Source organism: Candidatus Zixiibacteriota bacterium (genome assembly GCA_035380245.1).
Lineage (GTDB): Bacteria > Zixibacteria > MSB-5A5 > GN15 > FEB-12 > DAOSXA01.
This window is the reverse complement of record DAOSXA010000002.1, coordinates 1,117,936-1,141,158: the sequence shown is the minus strand read 5'-3', so window position 1 is coordinate 1,141,158 and position 23,223 is coordinate 1,117,936. Positions and strand designations below refer to the sequence as shown.

The 23,223-nt window shown below is 55.5% G+C and carries 17 protein-coding genes; 15 read left to right on the top strand and 2 right to left on the bottom strand.

Going from position 1 to position 23,223, the window contains the following annotated elements; translation table 11 throughout:
• Window positions 1-29: 29 nt before the first annotated feature.
• The 5 genes from lnt to PLF13_09755 are packed head-to-tail and all read left to right on the top strand — an operon-like array spanning window position 30 to window position 6,976.
• Entirely contained in the window at window positions 30-1,568 is a 1,539-nt protein-coding gene (gene lnt, locus PLF13_09775; GenBank protein HOP07566.1) for an apolipoprotein N-acyltransferase, read from the top strand.
• Window positions 1,532-3,739, top strand: coding sequence for a hypothetical protein (locus tag PLF13_09770; GenBank protein HOP07565.1), 2,208 nt, complete (start codon window positions 1,532-1,534; stop codon window positions 3,737-3,739). Before lnt ends, PLF13_09770 begins: the two co-directional genes overlap by 37 nt.
• Window positions 3,736-4,665, top strand: coding sequence for a GNAT family N-acetyltransferase (locus tag PLF13_09765; GenBank protein ID HOP07564.1), 930 nt, complete (start codon window positions 3,736-3,738; stop codon window positions 4,663-4,665). The genes PLF13_09770 and PLF13_09765 overlap by 4 nt, the downstream gene beginning before the upstream one ends.
• Window positions 4,662-5,732 carry a glycosyltransferase gene (locus PLF13_09760; GenBank protein ID HOP07563.1) on the top strand — a complete coding sequence of 357 codons (1,071 nt, stop codon included), beginning with the start codon at window positions 4,662-4,664 and terminating at the stop codon, window positions 5,730-5,732. The genes PLF13_09765 and PLF13_09760 overlap by 4 nt, the downstream gene beginning before the upstream one ends.
• The gene (locus PLF13_09755; GenBank protein HOP07562.1) at window positions 5,732-6,976 is read left to right on the top strand and encodes a hypothetical protein; all 1,245 of its coding nucleotides are present in this window, start codon (window positions 5,732-5,734) and stop codon (window positions 6,974-6,976) included. Before PLF13_09760 ends, PLF13_09755 begins: the two co-directional genes overlap by 1 nt.
• Window positions 6,977-6,985: 9 nt before the next feature.
• Here the strand turns inward: PLF13_09755 and PLF13_09750 are convergent, their stop codons facing one another.
• Window positions 6,986-8,803, bottom strand: a complete 1,818-nt coding sequence (locus tag PLF13_09750; protein ID HOP07561.1) for an asparagine synthase-related protein — start codon at window positions 8,801-8,803, stop codon at window positions 6,986-6,988.
• Between the two features lie 140 nt (window positions 8,804-8,943).
• Window positions 8,944-11,250: a C25 family cysteine peptidase gene (locus PLF13_09745; GenBank protein HOP07560.1), complete on the bottom strand. Its 2,307-nt coding sequence runs from the start codon at window positions 11,248-11,250 to the stop codon at window positions 8,944-8,946.
• A 426-nt stretch (window positions 11,251-11,676) separates the two neighbouring features.
• Here PLF13_09745 and mraZ point away from each other — a divergent pair, with 426 nt between their 5' ends.
• The 10 genes from mraZ to murG are packed head-to-tail and all read left to right on the top strand — an operon-like array spanning window position 11,677 to window position 23,215.
• Window positions 11,677-12,150, top strand: coding sequence for a division/cell wall cluster transcriptional repressor MraZ (mraZ, locus tag PLF13_09740; protein HOP07559.1), 474 nt, complete (start codon window positions 11,677-11,679; stop codon window positions 12,148-12,150).
• Complete coding sequence (rsmH, locus tag PLF13_09735) at window positions 12,131-13,078, top strand: 16S rRNA (cytosine(1402)-N(4))-methyltransferase RsmH (GenBank protein HOP07558.1); 948 nt, start codon at window positions 12,131-12,133, stop codon at window positions 13,076-13,078. Before mraZ ends, rsmH begins: the two co-directional genes overlap by 20 nt.
• Window positions 13,078-13,572, top strand: coding sequence for a hypothetical protein (locus PLF13_09730; protein ID HOP07557.1), 495 nt, complete (start codon window positions 13,078-13,080; stop codon window positions 13,570-13,572). The genes rsmH and PLF13_09730 overlap by 1 nt, the downstream gene beginning before the upstream one ends.
• Window positions 13,569-15,644 carry a penicillin-binding transpeptidase domain-containing protein gene (locus PLF13_09725; GenBank protein ID HOP07556.1) on the top strand — a complete coding sequence of 692 codons (2,076 nt, stop codon included), beginning with the start codon at window positions 13,569-13,571 and terminating at the stop codon, window positions 15,642-15,644. Before PLF13_09730 ends, PLF13_09725 begins: the two co-directional genes overlap by 4 nt.
• Window positions 15,641-17,140, top strand: a complete 1,500-nt coding sequence (locus PLF13_09720; GenBank protein HOP07555.1) for a UDP-N-acetylmuramoyl-L-alanyl-D-glutamate--2,6-diaminopimelate ligase — start codon at window positions 15,641-15,643, stop codon at window positions 17,138-17,140. The genes PLF13_09725 and PLF13_09720 overlap by 4 nt, the downstream gene beginning before the upstream one ends.
• Window positions 17,141-17,145: 5 nt before the next feature.
• A complete protein-coding gene (gene murF / locus PLF13_09715) occupies window positions 17,146-18,528 on the top strand; it encodes a UDP-N-acetylmuramoyl-tripeptide--D-alanyl-D-alanine ligase (GenBank protein HOP07554.1) in 1,383 nt (460 codons plus the stop codon).
• A complete protein-coding gene (mraY, locus tag PLF13_09710; protein HOP07553.1) occupies window positions 18,528-19,616 on the top strand; it encodes a phospho-N-acetylmuramoyl-pentapeptide-transferase in 1,089 nt (362 codons plus the stop codon). Before murF ends, mraY begins: the two co-directional genes overlap by 1 nt.
• A complete protein-coding gene (gene murD / locus PLF13_09705) occupies window positions 19,613-21,001 on the top strand; it encodes a UDP-N-acetylmuramoyl-L-alanine--D-glutamate ligase (GenBank protein ID HOP07552.1) in 1,389 nt (462 codons plus the stop codon). Before mraY ends, murD begins: the two co-directional genes overlap by 4 nt.
• Window positions 20,982-22,079, top strand: a complete 1,098-nt coding sequence (locus tag PLF13_09700; GenBank protein HOP07551.1) for a putative peptidoglycan glycosyltransferase FtsW — start codon at window positions 20,982-20,984, stop codon at window positions 22,077-22,079. Before murD ends, PLF13_09700 begins: the two co-directional genes overlap by 20 nt.
• Window positions 22,076-23,215 (top strand): undecaprenyldiphospho-muramoylpentapeptide beta-N-acetylglucosaminyltransferase, encoded by a 1,140-nt coding sequence (gene murG, locus PLF13_09695; protein ID HOP07550.1) that lies wholly within the window; start codon window positions 22,076-22,078, stop codon window positions 23,213-23,215. Before PLF13_09700 ends, murG begins: the two co-directional genes overlap by 4 nt.
• The last annotated feature ends 8 nt before the right edge of the window (window positions 23,216-23,223 follow it).

Genomic DNA, 23,223 nt, shown 5'->3' with positions numbered 1-23,223 from the left:
GGCGTCTGATTCTGCCGCAAGACACGGCCGTGCGTGTCCGAAGACTGGAATTGACTGTCTGGGCACTGGCGCTGGCGATTTCATTTAATCAGTATCCTCTTGGTATTCTGGCCTGGTTCTCGTTGGTGCGGCCGCTCTGGATTATTTCCAGGCAGGATGCCTGTCGTGCCTTCTCGAGCGCTTACCTGTTCGCGTTCATGTTCAACCTGTTCAGTCTGTATTGGGTGGCGATGGTTACCCCGCCGGGGATGATCGCCGCGGTGATCATCGTAGCGTTTTATTACGCCGCGGCTCTCATGGTGTTCTGGAAGCTGTTTCGGATACGACCGCTGTGGGGCTGTATCGCCGCGCCGCTGGTCTGGGTGGGAGTGGAGTATTTTCGGACGCTTTCCGAGTTCGCTTTTCCCTGGTCGGATCTCGGGTACAGTCAGGCTTATTTTCTGTACATTATTCAGTTCGTATCAATCGTCTCGGTGCACGGTCTTTCGTTGATCATCGTCGCGGTGAATGTTCTGATCTGGCAGATATTCCGCAAGGAAGCCAAAGATGAACGTCGCCTGACAGCCGGTTTCGTGGCGGTCGGGATTGTCGCCCTGATGATCTGTCTGGGCTGGGCCATGGTGCCGAAATACCCGCTTCCCGGAGAGTACACGGTCGGGCTGCTTCAGGGATCGGTGCCGCTCGAGGTCAAATGGGCGGAGGGGAATCAACGACATTCGTTCCAGCTTTATGATTCTCTGGCGCGTGATCTTCAGGACGGAGAGATCAAGCTGTTTGTCTGGCCGGAGACTTCCGCTCCCTGTTATCTGAGTCACGATGTTCCGGCGCGAAGGGCGATCGGGGCAACGGCACAGCGGACGAATGCCTTTCATCTGGTAGGAGCGCTTGGAGCCGAAGTAACTCCCGAAAAAACACGCACGTTCAATTCGTGTTACGAATTCGCACCCGACGGGCAGATGGTTGAACGGTATAACAAGGTGAAGCTGGTGCCGTTCTCCGAGCATGTGCCGTATCAGGATTACCTGCCGTTTCTGCAGAAGAATTTCCTGAAACAGTACCTGACGTTTATCGACCAGGCCGGTGGTGTCCAATGGTGGTCGGATTTCTATCCGGGCGACTCGGCCAGGTTGTTCGAAACCGATCGAGTCAATTACGGCGTACTGATTTGTTTCGAAACCGCTTTTCCGGAGTTCGTCCGCGGTATCGTGCGCAACGGCGCCGATTTCGTGGTTGGTATCACCAACGATACCTGGTTCGGGACATCGGTCGGGATTTATCAGCATGCCCGGATATTTATCACGCGGGCGATCGAAAACCGCTGCTGGATGGCTCGTTCGGCCAACAGCGGCTTGACCTTCGTGGTCGATCCCTACGGTCGTATAAGAGAGCAACTAGGCACTTACGAAGTAGCCGGTCTGAAGGTCAGAGTCGGCTTGATCGATTCCTGGTCGTTGTACACGGAGTACGGCGATGTCGCCGGGCGGGTGAGCTTTTTCTTTACCTTGTCGGCTGCGGCGATTATGGTAGCATTATGGCTCTTACGAAAACTGTCAAAACGATTTTCTTGATTCTTGCGTTCCTGCTTCCGGCGAGCGTCGTATGGGCCGAGCATTACGATTGGCAAACCCTGACCTCGCTCAAAGAGGTCCGTCGCATGGAAATAATCGGAGACTCGGTTTTTATGGCCACCTCCGGCGGTTTGCTGGTGCTGACCGACCTCGGTTTACCGGGGTATGTATGGACCAATGTCGACGGACTGGGCACGATCGATATCACCGATATGACGGCCGATGACTCCGGGCAGATCTGGATTAGCGGTCTCGGTCGTTTGATTCGCTGGGATGGGACCGACTCACGACAGTTTTTATTCTTCGACGAAGAAGATGAACTGATCCCGCTCTATTGTCTCGTGGATGACGGTGATTTTATCTGGATCGGCTCCGAGGTCGGGCTGGTCTATTTTTCCAAGCATATCGACGGTGGGCAAATCCAGGACAGCTACGGCCGTTTCGGCGATCTGCCTGATTTTCCGAATGTCAACGATATCCGGCTGGACGGCGACAGTATCTGGCTGGCAACGTCCGCAGGACTCGCGGTGGCGGATCGGACGGATCCCAAATCGCTTAAGTTTCCTTCCTCGTGGACGGTGTTTGGCAGTTCGGTGCTGGGCAGCGGCATGATCAATCGCGTGGTGCGCTATGAGGGAGATATTTACGCGGCCACGACTGAAGGTATCGTGCGGCTGAGTTACGGTCCCGGTGATACCAATGTTACGGTGCTGCCCGTGGGAGCTTCGGTCGAGATCACGGAATTGCGACTGGATAATGATTCGCTTTTCTATTACAGCGCTTCGGGGATGGGAGTAATCACGGGCGGCACACAGACAGTGCTGTCGACATCCGGACTTCCTTCGATGCCGTCCGGCGGGCTTAATACCGGGGTGATTCGTCTGGTAAACGTCTCCGGAGAGGGAATCTATTACAATATCACCGACACCTGGAACGAATATCTTTACACCGGAATGCCGGGGAATATCACCAGCGGGATCGCGATTGATCTCGACGGAGTGATGACGGTTGGATTCAGCAACCTCGGGGTGGCGCGTCAGGATGGTTGGCAGTGGTATGAGTATGATATCAACGTCAGTTCGCGCAACACCCGTATGGCCTCTGACCAGTACGGAACGGTCTGGGCCGGTACTTACGGCAATGGTTTGTTTGCCCTGGAGGGCGACTCGGCCGTACGTTACAAGGAAGACAACTCGACATTGATTGGCAATAACGATGCTCTCCCCGGATCAGCGGCATACGTTGTTGTCTACGGTATTGCCAATGACGGGCGCTATCTGTACACTGCCGCCTATCGTGCTTATACCGGCGACGCGGTGGCGATAGCCGATCTCGAGAATATCGGAGCCCTCAGCGGTTGGGACGCGCTGGGGATTGCCGACGGTCTCTCCGATGAGTTCGTGTCGTGTCTCGATGCTCAGGACGGGCAGGTCGCCGTGGGCAACGAGTATGAAGGGATATATGTCTGCGATGTCGGCGCCGATCCGTTCGAGCGACCGAGTCAGTGTTGTCGGCAGTTTACCGAAGACGACGGCAACCTGCGATCAAATTCGGTTCATGTCGTGAAGTATGCGCCGGACGGCGTTCTCTGGGTCGGGACACCGGCCGGGTTGTGTCGTTACGATTGGGGGATCGATCGTTTCGTGGATGTCGATCTTCCGGCCGGCGTGGATCGCGATGTCCGTGCTCTGGCGTTCGATGGACGCGGTAATCTCTGGGTCGGCACGCGTAAGGGACTGGCTCGATTCGATATTACTCAGCGGGAGTACGAGGTGTTCACGACAATGAACAGCGGTTTGGTTAACGATCAAATCACGAGTCTTACCCTCGATGATGCTACCGGCGATCTCTATATCGGGACTGCTGCCGGGATAAATATCATACCGTCGGATATCGGCACCCCGGTGTACGATGTCGCCGAAGTGCTGGCATTTCCCAATCCGTTCGTGATCCGCTCCGCCGATGATGTGCTGCGTTTCAATTTCGGCAATTCCGGAACGATCATGCTTTATAGTCTGGCCGGTGAGCGGGTTCGTGAGCTGGATGTCAACGAGACCTGGGACGGGCGCAACGAGACCGGTCGCGAAGTGGCCGACGGTGTTTATCTCTACGTGCTAACCGATTCCGAAGGAAATATAGGCCGAGGCAAAATCCTGCTGGTGCGGCAATGACCGAAATCCGGCGGTTCGAGACGACTTCAGCTCTACCGGATAACTTAACAAACCGGCTGGAGCTTTTTTTCTTTACGTCCAAGGGATTTTCTGAGTTATGGAGGAGTCTTGGAGGACGCCCTGTTTATTGGGCGGCCGAAGAGACCGGAGAGGTGGTGGCGGTTCTGCCGGGGGTGGAGTTCGGTCGTAAGCCGCTGGTGCGGTTCCAATCGATGCCGGACGGATGTTACAGTCGCATGGTTTTCAGTGACAATGGGCGGTCGAGGGAGTCGGAGATTATCAAGGCGATTCTTGACGCCGTATATAGCCATGGTTATGCCAAATGTTTCGTGACCGATTTCGAGGGCAATTTCCCGGCAGGCAATCGTTGCGAATTGATTTCTTCAACGACGCTGCTGGTTGATATCTCCGAAGCGGACTGGATGCCGCCGGACAAAAAAATTCAATCGGAGATTCGCAAGGCTCAGCGAGAGACGACGGCAATCGAGCGGTTCGATGCCCGCGAACACATGGCATTGTTCCTGGAGTTGATGCGTCAGACCGAGAAGCGCCACAGCCGTGCGCCTAAATACGATGAGAAGTTTTTCACTGCGCTGGCGGAACTGGCTGCGAAGGATGATCGCATTATCTGGTATTTCGTCCGACATGAAGGGCGGGCGGCAACCTCACATATCAATTTTGTTCTCGATAACAGTGTCCTGAACTGGCAGGTTTATTTCGATAAGGAGTTCTCTTTTCTCAAGGCCAATCAACTGTTGCTGGTACGGTTGGCCTCGGAGGTGCGCGAGCGCGGGATGGTCTCGCTCAATATGGGGCAGTCGCCGATCGAGGCGGAATCACTGCAGAGTTACAAGAAGAAATGGGGAGGAGTCGAACACGAGTACCGCACCCTCAGCGCATGTAGAGGGATCGGAAGGTTGTTGTGAAAAAGCGACCGTTCAAAATTCTGCTGCCGGCCGACAGTGAGGCGTTCCATACGGAACGGATAGCCGCTGAGTATCGGCGTCAGGGTTGCCGACTGATGATTGCATCGCTGGAGCGCGGGCCGATTCATCATTTCCATTTGCGCCGTCGCGGTCCGGTGCGACGTCTGCATTACAGTTTTGCCTCGCTCCAGATGCGTGAGTTGATCGAGCGTTTCAAACCGGACGTGATCAATCCCCACTATGCTTCCGGCTACGGTTTCATGACAGCTCAGGCAACGAGGCGAAAACATGTGCCGACCCTGTTGAATTTATGGGGGTCGGATATCCTGATCGTACCGGGCCTTTCCATCCTCCATCGCCTCAAGACGATTCGAGCGCTCAAAGCCGCCGATCACGTGGTCGGAGATAGTCATTATCTGATCGAGGCGGCTAAGAAGTTGATTCCTTTGGAGAATACCTCGGTAATTCCCTGGGGAATCGAGCGATGTTTTTTGAGTCTGCATCGATCGGATTATCGATTCAATTCACCACTCAGGATTATCGTACCGCGAACCCAGGCGGAGGTGTACAACAATCAGTTCGTTCTGGAAAGCCTGTCCGATATGGTTCGCAACGGCCGCATCACGCTTACTTTTCCCGCGTTCGGTCCACTGGCCGACAAGTTCCGCGAAAAGGCCGGGGAGTTGACAGGTCGGGGAGTGACGCTGTACGAACGGACCGACCGTCCCGGATTTTTGAAAATGACGGCGGCGCATGATGTCTTTTTATCAGCTTCCCGATCCGATTCTTCACCGGCTTCGTTGATAGAGGCGATGGCGCTGGGATTGGTCCCGGTAGCGGCGGAAATCGACGGGGTTGCCGAGTGGCTTACCTCGGAATCGGGATTTCTGTTCCGTCAGGACGACAGCGAAAACCTGCAACGAGTCATCGAGTCAATTCTCACAGCCGCCGAGCCGTTTACCGAGATGCGTCGGAACAATCTGGCGCGAGTTCGGAAAGAGGCAATCTTCGAGGATAATATCGCCGAGCAGTTGACTATCATGAAAAACCTGGCCGGGATGGATTGATGAGCGACAAGCGGGTGTTGTTGATATGTTATTATTTTCCGCCGCTCGGAGGAGCCGGGATCGGTCGCCCGCTAGCGATGTATCGCAATCTGGAACGGTTCGGCTGGGAAGGCCATGTCCTCACTGTGAAAGATGTGCTGTATCGCGTGTATGAGCCGTCGCTGTTGGAAAAACTAGACAAGGATTATATCTATCGTTCGGACTCGTTCGATCCGCAACGACAATTATGGCGTCTGGGAAAGCGCCGGATGGGAGCGACGCTCGATCACGGCGCCGCATCCTCGGCCAACCTGTTTTTCCCGGACAACAAACGCGGCTGGGTCAGGTATGCCGTAAAGATGGGGCGGGCGCTTCATGAGCAGAACCAGTACCGAGCGATTATAAGCAGTTCACCGCCGATATCCGGTCATCTGGTCGGGCAGCAGTTGCATCGAGAGTTAAACCTGCCGTGGATTGCCGATTTTCGAGATTTCTGGACCAGCTATACGATTGAACAAACCTACCAACCCGAGCGCCTGAAGAGAAAAGCGCATCACTTGTTGAAGTCGGTAAGGGAGCAGGCTCGTCTTACGGTCTGCAATCCGTCCATCGCAGCCTACCTGGGTGACGGGAAGGTGATTTACAACAGTTACGATGAGGAAGACGCCGCGCTCTGGACGGAACCTCCTCACGACAGCATGTTTCGGATTGCCCTGCTTGGGACATTCAACGAACTGACGCCGGTTAATCCGCTGTTTCAGGTAATCCGCACGGTGCTCGATCATAATCCCGACCTGGTTGATCAAATCGAACTAATACAAGTAGGTAATGTCAATCGAGCGGAACTTGAAAAGATCATCTCCCGAAAACTGCCGGAAGTACGAACGGCTTTCCATGGTTTTCAAGAGCGCGGTGACACTATCCGCTTATTGAATTCCTGCCATCTTATGTATATCGGGCTTAACGATGATACCGGGCGGGAGATTATTCCCGGAAGACTCTTCACGATGTTCGCTTCGGGGCGGCCGGTGCTGGCGGCGGTCGATGAAGGCAGCGCTTCCGGTCGTTTGATTGGCGAGACCGGCAATGGTTTGTGTTTTTCCGATCAGACAGCAGGCACGGCGGCGGAGTATCTGGAATCATTGATATCGAGATGGAATCACCACGATCTTGATATCATCCCCGGCCCCGGGTATTCGCAAAAATTCTCGTCGGTTGAGTTGGCGCAGCAGTTCGCCGGTGTGCTCGATGAGATAGTCGGGTAAGGCTCGGTTTTAATCGAATTCTTTATCGGCGAATTCTTCGAACAGCATTGGTTGTCCAAGATGCAGCAGGATGGCGGAGGTGGCGGTGAGGACATTGTGCAGTCCCTCGGCCGAAATTCGGTTGGCCCTCTCCAGGAGGTGCTCCAGTTGTTTGCAATCGAGCAATTCTTTCAATGCTTCCGACGAGGCATATTGACGGCGAATACAGTCGGTTAAGACCGCTGTGTTCCTGACCGGTATGGCCGGTTTGAGAAAACGTTTTGCCAGGTTCAACAGGCGGGGATAACGGGTGCGATTGGCTTTGGTGCGGAGGGAGGCGCGGTAGACGGCGGTTCCTAACTTGTATCGACTGCCGACCGGTTCGATTTCCGCTGCGGCGGGTGAGAGGTTTGTCAGGAATTGATGATAGAGATTTCGTTCGGCTTTGAGACGAGCCGGGATGCTCATGGAATAGACGAACATCGGCAGGTGCATGTAAGGCGCCGCGGACCACAGATGGTAGCGATTGCAGTCTTCGCCCTCGTAGGACCAGCGACCGTTGAAATCGCTCAAGCGATAATGAAGGTACTTGTGGGCAAACGACGGCTCGGGGTAGGTGGAGATCACGTCGGTAATGTCATCGAGCAGGTCGTTTTTACGTAGCCCGGTAAGAGCGGTGACGAGCCGACCGGGCAGGAGAGCATGTCGGAGGATTGCGAATTGCGCCGTTGCCTGCGCTGTTCTGAATTCACAAGGAGGAACGTTGAGCGGGATTGTTTTTCCTCCGCCGTCACCGGACAAATAGACGCCGTCTTTTCGAAACGTTCGCTCGATCCGTTTCATAAACGCCAGGCTGACGGCCGAGGCGGTGAAGTTGGCACCCCCCTTCATGAGCATGATTTTCTCAATCTCCACCCCGGTGCAGGACTTCAATTCGTACACGCTCCAGTTTATCCCAAGAGCTTCGGCCACGCGTCGAGCAGTGTCGACATCTCCCCGGGCCGCACCGGCGACATCGAGAAAAGTCAGCGCCTCGAACGGGACCTTGGCTTTAACCAGCGCTGCCGCTACGGGCCGGGAATCCAGCCCGCCGCTGAGGCCGAGTACGGTGTTTTTTCGGGACATTTTGCAGGTGGCATCGATGAACAGATCGGTCAGTTTGTCGGCGGCTCTTTTGAGATCGCGGGAGTCTTCGGTGACGCCGTAGTCGAATTCATAGAGACGAGTCGATTTGATTTCGCCGATGCGATCATTCCATTCGATTAACGATGCTCCGGGGAGTGAATCGACTCCGGTCAGAATAGTCCTCGTTCCGCATTGGTAACCGAACATGAGGAACTGTGCCAGGCCGAGGCGGTCAATGGCCGGTTGGGTCTGAAGGGAAGAAACGAAGCGCAGTTCACGGGACATAATGGCGCGCTCGCGGCCCAGGTTAACGTAGAACGGAAGTCTGTTCAGGGGATCGTTAAGCAGGGACCATTGTCCGTGCCGTTTATGATGGATTAAGATCAGATAATCGCCCGGTTGATCGAAGAGCCAGTCGACCAGAGTTTGGTTGTCGTGTCGCCTGCCCGGTTCGAGAAAGCCGGCCAGTTGTTGCAGGGCGCGGCCGAGCTGTTCACGGTCAAGACCGTAGATCATTCCCTCGATCACCAGCAGGAGTTCTTCGTCGTCGAAAATCGTGACGGGGTAATCAGGATAGCCACTGGCGGCGACAATGGTACTGTCGGTACGAAATATAACCTGGCTTCGGTAGTCGGGATCGTGCTTCAGAGACGGGAGGGTGCGCTCCACGGCAGTGAGTTTTGTCCGACATTCGTCGCCTATAACGAGATGTAATCCGGGCATGTCGTGTTCTCTTGTGGTCGAAATCTATCGAACGAAGATAGTCTTTGCACCGGTCGCTGTACAGGTCAAAAAAAGCCCCCATCCAATGGGGGCCCCGAAGGAGGAGTCGCGAATATCGCGAGGGCATAGTTTTAGTGACTCTATCGCAGGAGCATCATTTTCTTGGTGGAAACGAATTCCGAGGTAGTCAGGCGATACAGATAAACGCCTGAGGCTATCGGGCGACCAGTGTCGTCGACGGCTTCGAACTGAACCGAATGCCGACCGGCGGGGAGAATGGCGTCAACCAGAGTAACTACCCGCTCACCGAGAATGTTGAAGACCTCAAGGGTGACTTCTGAACGGCGAGCGAGATTGAAATCTATGGTAGTGTTGGGATTGAACGGATTCGGGTAATTCTGGGCCAGGGCAAATTGACGCGGCAGGCCGAGCAGATCATCATCGTCTACATCGGATACGATCGAGGGGGAATGGCTGATAACACTGTTGCAATAACCGGTCTTGATCGCGGCCACGCTGTAGTCGGCGCCGGGAGTGAAGTTCAGTTCCAGAACGGCCTTACCTTCGACGTTGGTGGTAACCTCTCCAATCACGCCGAGTGAATCACTCAGCAGCACCCGGCAGTTTTCGACCGGGAGTCCGCGCGATGTTACGTACACCTCGATATTTTCCAGTCCCGGGATTTCGTTAATCGTCAGCGGTCGGGGAGTGTCGTTATAAATTTTGAGGGTCGGGTCACCGAGGAAATTCTGGCCGTAGAGCAAATCGGTGTAGTAGGTGTAACAGGCCTTGGAAGCGTACATCGCCTCGGCGGCAGAACGTTCGGGATGAGCGAAGAGCGAATCGAAGAAGGTCGCCTGCAGGAGATAGCTCGATCCGACCCAGCCCCAGCGGCTATTGGCGACACAGGCTACGGCGCCGGCATCATCATCCACCAGCAGCGCCACGGAAACGTTGGCCGGCAGGTCGGGAGCATCCAGGTCCCAGGCGCCGTTGTTACAGGCCAGTGAATAGAACAGTCCAACGCGTCCGTCGGTGTTGAAGCGGGAAGTCTGTCCCTGGGTCGTCTGCAGTGTGTCGGAGGTGAAATAAGAACGCGGAGAGCCGTTATAGCCGGTGGTGCGGACCTCGAAACGGGTGGACATTCCGTGGGAAACGACATTGATGATACCGAATCCGTCGCTCATGGTCGGTTCCAACTCGGTAGCGGACTCGTTATAAGGATTCATGTCGTCGCCGCGAGAAATCTCGACGCCGACAGTAGTGTCGATTTCGAATCGATCGGGATAAGCCGCCGCGATATAAGCATGCTGGCCGCCGCCGGGATAATCACGCATCTGGTCCGATGAAAAGAAAAACGCCCTGGTAAGATAATCAAAATCGCCATGGCCGGGATTGGTCTCATACATGATCAATTTGTCCACGTAGGCGGACATTTGAACGGTATCGGCAAACGGCAAACGTCCGACGATCAACTCCGGTTCGAGGTCGACCTGATCGACGTAGCGTTCGCCCCAGAGGTTGTCCCCGTCATAGTCCCAATCACCGGTGAGGTCGGCGAAGTAAAGGTCGCAAAGTTGCATGTCGGTCGTGTCGGGTGTATCGGAACTACCGCCCGGATATGCATAGCGGACCGGGAGGTGGATTTCATCACCGGCCAGACAGACATAACGGCCGCCCTCGGCGTAGAAATCTTTCAGATACTCCCTTAGTGATTCGGCGTCATCGCGTCCGCTATATAAGTTAAGAATGTCCTCGATATAGGCTATCTCGGTTATGATACCGACAGCGTTTTTGTATCGGGCCAGTCGTTCAACCGGATCGGCCAGGGATTCATCGGTGACTATCAGGTACTCGACATTGGCGGATCCTGATGCCAGTTGAAGGTTGTCGCGACTTTGATCCGTGTCGGGTAACCGATCCAAAAAATCTTCCTCGGTCAGGAATCTTGTCCCGATCCGGATTTCAAGGCTGGTTGCAAGCAGGAGCGTACCGGTTTCATCCATATAGACCGGCAGAATCAGCAGGCCGACAAAACAGCGGTCATCAAGCCTGAATTCACCGGTCACTTGAATCGGATAATGGCCCAGATTTTCAGTTTGACTACGAGCGGTCGGTTCATCGCGATACAAATCATAACTGCCGGTAGGGATATCAGCCTCATAACCGATCAGCCCATTAGCACCCAAAATCTGCGAATCGACCGTTTGCCAGGTTAGTTGGGTTAATTCTTCACCTTGCCGCAGAGCGATATATACCTGACGAGCCGGTAGAACGGCCTTTTGATTGATAGCTATATGATTGAATCCCTGGTAGTTGACCGAATTTCGACTCCAGTCGAGGTCAACTGCGCCGGATTCGAACCGGATTGTCTCAGCCACAGACGATCCGGCCAGAGCGATTACTAAAACCGCTGCGCTTATTATAAGTGTTAATGCCCTTTTCAAGATACTTCTCCTCGTTTCAGCCTGAACCGAGAGGAAGTAGTGCAAGCGTCGATCCAACGGTTTTAGGTGAATTAGCCTATAACCGCTCCCTTATAAACGTGTTGTTGTACAATAACATAGCAAGTCTCTAACAAGGTTTCCCCGGATGTTATAGGTGGTTGTGATGGTAGGCCGGTGACCACACTGTTGGTTTCCTGCCCAGTGAACGATCATCTCAGGAAGAATAATTATGACTTGAGCGGTACTGATTAGGTCTCAAAGGGTTCCAGGGCGGCTGTTTTTAGAGCATGCTTAGCGTTTGTAGAACAAACACTTAGGACTATTTATTTTTTTTCAGTTAAGGGAGAAAAGGCTTGACTTGTGGTGGGAGAAATATGCTTATTTGGGCAAGAAATAGGGTAGAGTGGCAGAAAGTGGAGGAAACCCGTGACTGGTTTCGTCGGCCAATATCAAACGACAATGGATGACAAAGGTCGCTTTGTCTTGCCGGCACGGTTACGCGGAGTCAAATCCCCATCGGGAAAGCTGCTGTTAAGCGGTGATCTCATACTCACCAGAGGCCTGGAAGGTTGCCTGAGTCTTTATCCGCAGGAGGAATGGAGCGAGATTCAGAAGCGTCTTTCGGCGTTGAACTTTACTCAAAAAGATTATCGGTACTTCAGTCGGCGTTTTTATTCGTCGGCCAGTATCGTTGCCCCGGACAAATCCGGCCGTATCCTGATTCCCGCCCCGCTTATCGCGGAGGTGAAGTTGAAGAAGGATCTGCTGGTGATCGGGGTGAATCGTTCGATAGAAATTTGGAATGCTGAGCGATACGAGTACTACCTGGAGCAGTTCGCCGGCAGCTACGAAGAGGTAGCTGAAAGGCTGTTTTCAGCCCATGACCGCGAGCAGCAATAGCGGCCCGCATCAACCGGTAATGGTTGATGAGGTGGTTCACTGGCTGGTAACGGATACAGAGGGTGCTTATATCGACGGGACCGTCGGCTCGGGCGGGTATCTCAAAGCGATCTCGGCCGTAGCCGGAAAGAAAGCGCGTTTATACGGCATTGATCTTGACCGCGAGGCGGTCGCGAGGAGCCGAAGCAACTTATCGGAATGCCCGCAGCGCTTCCAGATTATCCACGGCAGTTATGCCGAGATAGCACAACTGGCCGACGGTCTCCCGGATCGGGTATTCGATGGAATCCTGCTTGACCTGGGTTTATCCAGCGAGCAGCTCGACAGTCCCGAGCGGGGTTTCGCGTTTCGGTTAGAGGGACCTCTGGATATGAGATTTACTCAGGCGCCGGAGACCCGAAGCGCAGCCGATTTGATAAACAGCCTTCCGGAGAAGAAGCTGGCGGAAATAATCCGCAATTATGGAGAAGAAAGGCAGGCGAACAGGATCGCCGGCCGGATAGTCAGGGAAAGACAAAATAGGATGATCCGCACCACCGCCGACCTGTCAGACATCGTTGCTTCCGTCGTCCCCTCGGCACATTTGAACAAATCACTGGCTCGAGTTTTTCAGGCTTTGCGCATTGCCGTCAATCTGGAGCTGGAATCGCTCACGAAAGCTCTGCCCGATATGCGGGAGCTTCTGAAGCCGGGTGGTCGGCTCGCTGTTATCTCCTACCATTCTCTTGAAGACCGTATCGTAAAGCAATTTTTCCAAGAGCAGGAAAATCCCTGTCAATGTCCCCCCGGACTGCCGGTTTGTGTCTGTGGCGCTCGCCCCACGATGCGCCGCCTGACTCGTCGGGCAATCATCCCCGGAAAAGATGAGATGGCATCCAATCCCCGCTCCCGATCGGCTAAGTTGCGGGTGGCCGAGAAGCTGATGTAATGAAACAACCGGTACGCAAGTTCAAGGAAACGGTAGAAATCCGCACCCAGGTGCTGTATCGTCTCCGCTCGCACCGGTATTATCCTATTGTGCTCGTAGTGACCTGTCTGCTTCTGGCCGGTTCGGTACATATCTGGCAGCGGGTAAAGGTGATGTCGCTGGTCAAGGAGACGGCTCAACTTCGGGCCGAGAACGCCGGACTGGTGGACGATGCGATAAAATACGAGGCCCAGATTGCATCGTTGTTATCGGCGGGCCGCATTATGAGTTATGCGGAGGATACTCTCGGCATGAAACCGGTCAAGGCCGAGAATCTTTACACCCTGGCTTCAAACGAGGAGGACCGGATACCGCCCGACGAACTGGCGCTGATGAAACGAGCCCTCGAGCGCATTGCCGATCACATGCCTAGTTTGACCGAAAGCCAGGCTACGGCCGGGAGTCTTCGCCAAATCGCGGTTGACTCTTTGCTCCGAAACGGGGAGCGGCGATGAATCTAACCCGGCAACAAAGAATGCGGCTCGGGGTGTTGTTGATGCTGGTCTGTTTGTTTTTTACGACAGCCGTGGCCCGGCTCATTCATCTGCAGGTGATAAAGGGAGCCGAATACTCCGAGATCGTGTGCAACCAGTCGCAGGGTAAAGTCTCCATTCCGGCTGCGCGGGGGGTGATTTATGATCGCAACGGCACGATCGTGGCCGACAATATCGTTCTGCGTTCCCTGTATGCTTATCCGACTTCCCCGGGGCAGGTGCAGGAGATAGCGGCATATCTCGAACGTCAATTCGGGCTGGAGCGGGGCAGTGCCGTTCATAAATTCTCACTCACACCGCGCAAATTTCGCTGGGTACGGCGGCGGCTCGATGACACCGTGGCCGATCAAATCGAGGCCTCCGCGCCGCCCGGTTTGTATCTGCGCAAGGAGTCGCAGCGAAGCTATCGTTTTGGCCGGGTAGGTCGCCAGATTCTCGGTTTCACCGATATCGACAACGCCGGTCGGGCCGGGATAGAGCTGGCGTACGATTCGATTCTGGCGGGTCAGACCGGCGTCGCGGATGTCTATCGCGATGGTCTCAGCCGGACTTATCGAGTCAATGAATCGGCGCTCGTTCCGCCGCAACCGGGTCATTCGCTGGTGCTGACAGTCGACTGGAGACTTCAGGAGATCGTTGAGGAAGAACTTCACAACGCCGTCGAAAAGTACAACGCCAAGTCGGGCCAGGCGGTCTTTATGGATTGCTACAGCGGCGATATTCTGGCGATCGCCCATTTCGATCCGAATGAGGCGGACCCCGATCATCCGACCAAGTTGCGTGCGATCTCCGACCAGTTCGAGCCGGGCTCGATTTTCAAGGCCTTTACGGCAGCGGGACTGATCGACAACGGCACGATTTCCTACACCGACTCGGTTTACTGCGAGAATGGTCTCTGGCGAATGGGACGCCGGAGTCTGCGTGACGATAAGAAGCACGAGTGGCTGAATTTCCGCTCGATTATCGAGCTGTCCTCGAATATCGGCACCGCCAAGTGTGCTATTCAAATGGGCGGGGAGGAATTGTTCGAAACGGCGCGCCGGTTCGGCATCGGACAAAAACAACGGGTGGGGCTTCCGGGGGAGACTTCGGGCCAGCTACCGCATCCGAACCGCTGGTCGGATTATACTATCGCCGCCCTGGCGATGGGCCACGGCGTAGCGGTCAATTCGCTGCAAATGGCCACTGGTTTTGCCGCTATTGCCAACGGGGGAGAACTGCTGCGTCCCAACATGGTGCTGGGGCGGGTAGACGACGAAGGATATATCATCGACCGCACCGAGCGGGAGGTGATCGCACGGGCCATGGAACGGTCATCGGCCGATACGCTACACTCCATTCTTCGCGGAGTCGTAGAGAGGGGGACGGCCGAACCGGTCAATTCGTCGGCCGTTGCAATCGCCGGAAAAACCGGCACGGCTGAAATCCCGGATCTGGAAAACCATACTTATTTCAAGAACCGTTTCATGGCCTCGTTCGCCGGGTATTTCCCGGCCGACAATCCGTTGATAGCGGGGATCGTGGTGCTCGAAGAGCCGCATCCGGTGCATTACGGCGGCTGGACTTCGGGACCGGCGTTTCGTCGTATTGCCGAACGTTACGGTGTTCTCTATCCGGACTTGTTCTCGGCGCCGGAACGCACCCTGGCCGAAGCAGAAGATGATAGCAGTACCACGAGTGAAGTGCCTGATTTAGTCGGCCATACGATGGCGACCGCACGAGCGGAGGCGGAAGAGCGGGGGATGAAACTCTGCGCCAACGCCGATTCCGGCTATGTCGTCTGGCAATACCCCCCGGCCGATCGGCTGGTGTTTAACGGCGATCTGGTAATGGTGGCGGTCAGGTCGGCCGATTCTACGGCTCCGGGAATGATCGATTTGACCGGGCTGACGATCCGTCAGGCGCTCGCTTATCTCGATTTTCTGGGAGTGTCCGCCTTAGTGGAAGGGCAGGGTAAAGTGGTGCGGCAGTCGATGAAGCCGGGCTGCCGGGTGTCTGAGAATGATATTTGTAAACTTCAGTGTCGGTCATGAAGGAATTGATCGTGACATTGCGAGAGCTGACAGAAGGCCTTGAGGGGGCTGTGATTACGGGCGATGCGGAAACCCCGGTCGAGCATATTGAGTACGACTCGCGGATGGTCAAACCCCGGAGCCTTTTCGTGGCCGTAAGCGGCTTCAAACGCGACGGTTATGATTTCGTGCCAGATGCCGTAGCTCGCGGTGCGGTGGCGGTACTGGGCGAGAAAACCAAGTGCGATCATGTCGCGAATCACGTGCAGGTTCCGGATGCTCGCCGGGCTCTGGCGGATGTTGCGGCTCGTTTTTATAAATATCCCGGTCACAAGATGAAGGTTTGCGGTGTGACCGGAACCAACGGCAAAACGACCACTTGTTATCTCGTTCGGAACATTCTCCAGACACGAGGCAAGCGAGTCGGGTTGCTTTCATCGGTGCTGTACGATACCGGTGAGCAGACGTTCACCGCCCAGCGCACGACGCCGGAGTCGCTCGATGCTCAACGGTTGCTGTTTCTCATGCACCAGAACCAGTGCGTAAACGCGGTGGTGGAAGTGTCCTCGCATGCGCTGGTGTTGCATCGTGTGGACAATATCGATTTTCGGGTGGCGGTTTATACCAATCTGACCCGCGATCATCTCGACTTCCACAAGACCATGGAAGAATATCTGGCGGCTAAAAAACTCCTTCTGGATCGCTTGACCGGCGACAACAGCTATGCCGTGATCAATCTGGATGTCCCGGAGTTCAGAGCGCTCTTCGCCGATCTGAAGACCGCTCATATCAGTTATTCGCTCGAAGACCGCGCCGCGGATGTGTACTGTGCCAGTTATGAAATATCACCGCAAGGGACGTTGTTCGACCTAGTTACGCCGATGGGAACGCAAACGGTGCGTTTCCCGCTGCCCGGTCGTTTCAATCTGATCAATGCCATGGCGGCGGCAGCGGCCGGACTGGCTTGCGGAATCGATCTGGACAATGTGGTCAAGGGACTTGAAACAGCCGGACCGGTGCCGGGACGGCTGGAGCCGGTTGTGGGCGGACAGCCTTTCGGTGTCTATGTCGATTTTGCCCATACTCCGGATGCGTTGATTCGGTTGTGTGAAACGGCTCGCGAAATGACCGGGAAGCGCCTGTTGCTGTTGTTCGGATGCGGCGGCGACCGGGATAGCGGCAAGCGAGCCCTGATGGGTGAAGCGGCAACGACGGCTGCGGACTATGTGGTTGTGACGGCCGACAATCCTCGCAGTGAAAATATCGAAAAGATAATCGAAGATATAAGGCCCGGGCTCAAGGGGAAGAGCTACGAGATTATTCTCGATCGCAAGGATGCGATCGCGGCCTTGATAGCCAGGGCTCAGGAGGGAGATGTTGTCCTTCTGGCCGGTAAGGGAGCCGAGGATTATCAGGAAGTGGACGGCGTCAGGCACCCGCACAGCGACCGCAAGGAGGCGCTGAAAACGCTGGCATCGCTGGGTTATACGATTTCTGAGGCGGATGAGGAGAGTTGATCAAGTTGCGTTTTGACAAACTGGCTGCTGTGACCGGCGGCACCTTGTACAATACGGCTCAGGCGGCGCGTGAATTCATCGGCGTGGTCCATGACAGTCGACAGGTACAGCCGGGATCGTTGTTCGTGGCGATCCGCGGTGAACGCAACGACGGGCATGACTTTATCGACCAGGCGCTGAATGCCGGAGCGGCCGGTGTCATCGTCGAATACTCTTATCCTCGGACGCCGCATATCGCGGGTGATGTGCCGGTGATAGCGGTCGAGAACAGCCATGAGGCGATGCTGGCCCTGGCGACAGCTTATCGGAATATGCTGTCGGCTAAGTTCGTGGCCATAACCGGTTCCAACGGCAAAACCACGACGAAGGAGTTGACCTATCATCTGGTGCACGCGGCCGTGGCGGAATGTTTCCGCTCGCCCGGCAATCTGAACAACCTGTACGGTCTTCCACTGTCGATGTTCGCGATTCCGCACGACACGAAAATCGCGGTGATGGAGTTAGGGATTTCGACCAGTATCGAAATGCCGCGTCTGGCTGAAATCGTACGGCCCGACGTTACCGTGGTTACCAACGTTGGGGCTTCGCACCTGGAGGCGCTGGGTACGGTGGAAAACGTGGCTCGGGCCAAGCTCGAACTGGTGCGTCGTTCGGCAGGCGGCAGTGTCGCCGTGGTCAATGCCGACGACAGACTTCTTTTAAGTGAGACACTGAAACTTCGCGACAATCCGATAACGTTCGGAATTGACAATCCGGAGGCTTCGGTGCGCCCGGAAGCGATCGAGAGCAACGAGCATGGGGGCAGCTCGGTGATAATCGACGGGTATCGGTTCAACTTGCCGATGCCGGGTCGGTTCCAGATCTACAATCTTCTGGCCGCTTTTGCGGTGTTCAAATCGCTCGGTTTGAGTTTCGAGAGAATCGATACGGCAGCGCTTGTTCTGTCGACGGCGCCGATGCGAGGCGAGACGATGGTCCGGGCCGGGATAACTTTCGTGGTCGATTGCTACAACGCCAATCCCGCTTCGATGAAAGCCGGAATAGAAGCGTTTGCCGCCGGTCTGCCGGCGACGCGTCGTGTGGCGGTGGTGGGGGACATGCTGGAGTTGGGCCGGGATAGCCGGAAGTATCACGAAGAGATCGGCCGTCTTATCGCCGGTAAAAATTTCGATCTGGTCGTGTTCGTCGGTAACGCCGCCAGAGCGATGTATAAAGCAGCCGTCGATGCCGGTTTGTCCGAGAAGCGCAGCTTGTATTTCGAATCGTCGCAGACGGCTGCCGAGCATCTCCCCGAGCTGCTTCACGAGGGAGACCGGGTCTATCTCAAAGCTTCTCGCGGGATCGGTCTGGAAGCGGTTTTGAAACCTTTTAACGGAGAGCGTGTCTGATGTTGTTGCACCTGTTATACCCTTTGACGCAATACATCTCGGGGATGAACGTTTTTCGTTATATCACTTTCCGGACGGCGGGAGCGACCGTCACCGCGATTTTCATTTGTCTGATTTTAGGGCCTTATTTCATTCGTCTGCTGCGTCGCTATCAAATGGCTGAGATTATCCGTGAGGAGACGCCGGACCGTCATAAGCAAAAGGCCGGTACTCCGACCATGGGCGGTTTGATCATTCTGGCCGGAATAATCATCCCCACACTCCTCTGGGCCGACCTGAGTAATATCTACATCCTGATGGTGCTGCTGGTCACGGCCGGTATGGGTCTGATCGGATATATGGACGACTATCTCAAAGTAGTCAAGCGGCATCCCAAGGGAATGGTGGCGCGGGCCAAGATGATCGGGCAAATCCTGTTCGGTCTGATTTTCGCCCTCGGGTTGGTTTATCTCACCCCGGATGGACAGTACGACGGCACGACCGGGATTCCGTTTTTCAAAAATTACGAGTTGGTGCTGGGATTCCTCTATGTGCCATTTATCGTGCTGGTGATTACCGGGTCTTCGAACGCCGTGAATCTGACCGATGGTCTCGACGGCCTCGCGATCGGTCTCGCCGGACTCAGTTTCTTCACGTTTGCCGGGATCGCTTATGTCACCGGCCGTATCGACTTCTCCGGTTATCTGCAGATCGACTACCTGCCGGGGACCGGTGAACTGGCGGTGTTCTGTGGAGCGGCGGTCGGTGCGGCTATCGGTTTCCTCTGGTTCAACGCCTACCCGGCGGAAGTGTTCATGGGAGATACCGGTTCCCTGTCGCTCGGCGGAGCGCTGGGAGCTATCGCAATAATTCTGAAAAAAGAACTGCTCCTCTTTATCGTGGGCGGGATGTTCGTAATCACGACCCTGTCGGTTATTATCCAGGTTCTGTCGTACCGCTATCGAGGAGGGAAGCGAGTGTTCAAGATGGCGCCGCTGCATCATCATTTCGAGTTGTGCGGCTGGCATGAGTCGAAAATCGTAACACGCTATTGGATTCTCGGCGCGTTGTTCGCGCTGCTGACCCTGGCGACGCTGAAGGTAAGATGACCGTTCGAGAGAAAATAACGGGTCGCAAGATCGGCATCATCGGAATGGGCCGGTCGGGTATCGCAGCCGCTCTGTTGGGATCGCGTCTCGGGGGAGATGTGTTCGTGTCCGAATCTCGCTCGGCCGACTCCCTGACCGATCAGATCAATCAACTGGCGGCGCACAAAATAGCTTTCGAAACCGGCGGTCATACGGAGCGATTGCTGGCGTGTGATTACATCATTATCTCGCCGGGTGTTCCGCCGACGGCTCCAATCGTGCAGCAGATCACCTCGGCCGGTTTGCCGATCTTCTCCGAGATCGAGTTTGCCTCCTGGGTGTTCAACGGGCGTATCGTGGCGATAACCGGTTCCAACGGTAAAACCACGACCACGACGTTGATCGGCGAAATTCTCAAGGCGGCCGGAATGGATGCGGTGGCCTGCGGGAATATCGGTCAGCCGTTTGCCGACTATGCCGACAAGCTGGGGGACAACGGGGTGGCGGTGGTGGAGATCTCTACGTTCCAACTGGAACGGATCGATCAGTTCCGTCCCGATGTGGCGCTGTTACTGAACCTGTCGCCGGATCATCTCGATCGTCACGGCACTTACGAAGCCTATAAAAAACTTAAATATCGCATTACCGAAAATCAGACCGCGAAAGATGCGCTCATCCTCAATCTGGAGGATTCCGACTCGGTTGCGGACAATGTGTCCACGCGTGCCGTCAAGCGGTTTTTCACGACCAAAGACGATCCGACCGTTGCGGCTTACGTTCAGGATGACTGGCTTTTTGTCGACATTGACGGTTCGCCGCGACGAATCATCCATCGTCAGGATATCGGTATTCCGGGGCCTCATAATCTTCAGAATTCCGCCGCTGCCGCGCTGGCGACCTCATTGATGGGTGTAAAGCCCAACGTGCTGAACGAGGTGTTGCGGAAATTTGCCGGAGTGGAACACCGTCTCGAAAAAGTCGACCGGGTGGCCGGGATCGATTTTGTGAACGACTCCAAGGCAACCAATGTCGATTCGGTTTGCTATGCCCTCCGCTCGGTCGATACCCCGCTCTATCTGATAGCCGGCGGCCGCGACAAGGGGGGAAGCTATGAGCCTTTGATCGAGCACGGCCGGGGAAAGATCAAAGGAGTGATCCTTATCGGTGAATCCCGGCAAAAAATGTTCGACACGCTCGGGAAGGTTTTCCCGACGCAGTTCGCGGAATCACTCGAAGCGGCAGTGCGGATGGCGTTCGATATGGCCTCGCCGGGCGAGACTGTGTTGCTGTCGCCGGCATGCGCCAGTTTTGACATGTTCAACAGTTACGAACATCGGGGCAAGGTGTTCAAACAAGCTGTAGCCGGGCTCAGAAACGGCAAGAAGAATGAAGCAACCGCAGGTTAAAGGCAGAATAGACGAACGTCTCCTGATCGCCTATCTGGCGACGGTGCTGGCGGGAGTAATTATGATTTACTCCACGTCCTCGATCATGGCCGAGAGTCGGTTCGGATCGCATCTGCTGTTTTTCCGCAATCAGTTTGTCTGGTTCATGATTTCGCTGGCGGCGATATGGGTGATTAACAAAATAGATCTGCAACGCGCCGCGCTTTACTCATTGCCTGCGCTGGGGGTGTCGATCGTGTTGCTTTGCCTGGTGTTTCTGATGCCGGCTCGCAACGATGCCCATCGCTGGCTGTTCCTGGGTCCGTTCACTTTACAGCCCTCGGAGATGTTCCGTTTTGCCCTGATCTTTTTCCTGGCGTTTTCACTGGCTTCGCCGAAGCGGGACATTGCGCAACTGCGGCAACTTCTCATGCCTTACGCGCCGATTATCGGTATCGGTCTGGCGTTGATTTTGATCGAGCCGGATCTCGGCTCAACGGTGGTAATCACGCTGACGGCGATCGGTATGTTCTATCTGGCCGGAGCACGCATGAAGCATCTCACGACGGCGTTCGTGCCGCTGGCCGGCATGGCAACGCTGGTTGTGTTCGTGATCGGCTATAAAAAGCAGCGCATCCTCGATTACATGGCGTCGATAGCCGATCCGTTGCTCGGTTCGTACCAGGCCAAACAAGCGGCCTTAACGCTCGGTGCGGGAGGCATCCTGGGGACCGGCCTCGGCGAGGGACGTCAGAAGTTGTTCTTTTTACCGTACCCGCATACAGATTTCATTTTTGCGGCGATAGGCGAGGAAGTGGGATTGTTCGGCTTGTGCATCCTCCTCGGTCTCATGTTTTACATACTGCGTCGCGGTCTCAAAATAGCCTGGGGACAACCGGACAAATTCGGTTTCCTGCTGGCGTCGGGTATGACTCTTTCACTGTTCATCAATATCGCGATCAATATCGGAGTAGTGACATCGCTGTTGCCGGTGACCGGTCTGCCGTTGCCGTTCATTTCATACGGAGGCTCATCGCTGCTGGTGTCAAGTGCGGCGATAGGCGTGCTGCTGAATCTGTCGCGGAGAGTGACACCATGACGCTCGAACGGACGGCACGGCTCCTTTTTGCGGGCGGCGGCACCGGGGGGCATCTGTATCCGGCTATCGCTATTGCCGATCGGGTACGTGACCTTCTGGCCGATGAAGGGGGAGCGGATATTCATTTCGTCGGTACGAAACGAGGGCTCGAATATCGCCTGCGCGACACGCTGGGATACCCGCTGCATTTGGTGAACATGCGCGGGATCGTGCGTTCGATGTCGTTGAAAAACTTGCTGTTGCCGTTCGTGGTGACCGGTGCGTTGATCAAGGCCACGGGGTTGTTGAAGCAACTCAAGCCGGATATCGTGGTCGGGACCGGTGGTTATGTGGCCTGGCCGGTTCTGAACCGGGCCGCGGCGCGCGGTATTCCAACCGTGCTCCAGGAGCAAAACTCGTTCCCGGGAGTAGTAACCCGTCGAGCGGCCGACAAGGCGCGCTGTATTTATCTCGGTTTCGCGGGCGCTACGACCCATCTGCCCGAGGAAGCCCGCATCAGGGTGACCGGGAATCCCGTGCGGACCAGCATCGGAACGGGCCAGCGTAAGGATGCGATCAAGGCGTTTGATCTGGATCCGGAGAAGAAGACCATTTTGATTCTCGGCGGCAGCCAGGGGGCACGCGCCGTCAATCGCGCCGTATTACGCGATCTCAACGAAAAAGCCCTCGATAAGAAATTTCAGATTTTGTGGCAAACCGGGAAAGGAGACTACAAGGAAGTGGCCGCGACCGCGGGCGACAAGGTCTCCCGTCGCGCTCTTTTCCCGTTTGCCGAGAATATGCCGACTGTTTACGCTGCCGCCGACCTGGCAATCGCAAGAGCGGGAGCGTTGACACTGGCCGAATTGATGACCTGCAATATACCGGCGCTGTTGATCCCGTATCCGCATGCTGCCGGTGATCACCAGCGCAAGAATGCGGTTGAATTGTCTGATCACGGCATGGCGGAGGTGATCGATGAAGCGCGACTGGACGAGGTGAACCTGTTGACCGAGGCGACGACGTTGATTCAGTCGCGGCGCTATGAGGCGATGCGGGAAGCGCTGCAGGCTTATAACAAGGACAGAAAACCGGCGGTCGATGTGATTGCCGAGGATATCGTGCGCATCATTAACGAGAGAAAGGCAGGAAGTTAGCTTGACGA

Excerpts from the sequence above, each read along its gene's own strand:
- PLF13_09765 (HOP07564.1), top strand. The coding sequence starts at position 3,736 with ATGACCGAAATCCGGCGGTTCGAGACGACTTCAGCTCTACCGGATAAC.
- PLF13_09755 (HOP07562.1), top strand. The coding sequence starts at position 5,732 with ATGAGCGACAAGCGGGTGTTGTTGATATGTTATTATTTTCCGCCGCTC.
- PLF13_09770 (HOP07565.1), top strand. The coding sequence starts at position 1,532 with ATGGCTCTTACGAAAACTGTCAAAACGATTTTCTTGATTCTTGCGTTC.
- murD (HOP07552.1), top strand. The coding sequence starts at position 19,613 with ATGACCGTTCGAGAGAAAATAACGGGTCGCAAGATCGGCATCATCGGA.
- PLF13_09730 (HOP07557.1), top strand. The coding sequence starts at position 13,078 with ATGAAACAACCGGTACGCAAGTTCAAGGAAACGGTAGAAATCCGCACC.
- mraY (HOP07553.1), top strand. The coding sequence starts at position 18,528 with ATGTTGTTGCACCTGTTATACCCTTTGACGCAATACATCTCGGGGATG.
- PLF13_09725 (HOP07556.1), top strand. The coding sequence starts at position 13,569 with ATGAATCTAACCCGGCAACAAAGAATGCGGCTCGGGGTGTTGTTGATG.
- PLF13_09700 (HOP07551.1), top strand. The coding sequence starts at position 20,982 with ATGAAGCAACCGCAGGTTAAAGGCAGAATAGACGAACGTCTCCTGATC.
- murG (HOP07550.1), top strand. The coding sequence starts at position 22,076 with ATGACGCTCGAACGGACGGCACGGCTCCTTTTTGCGGGCGGCGGCACC.
- PLF13_09750 (HOP07561.1), bottom strand. The coding sequence starts at position 8,803 with ATGCCCGGATTACATCTCGTTATAGGCGACGAATGTCGGACAAAACTC.
- rsmH (HOP07558.1), top strand. The coding sequence starts at position 12,131 with ATGACCGCGAGCAGCAATAGCGGCCCGCATCAACCGGTAATGGTTGAT.
- PLF13_09720 (HOP07555.1), top strand. The coding sequence starts at position 15,641 with ATGAAGGAATTGATCGTGACATTGCGAGAGCTGACAGAAGGCCTTGAG.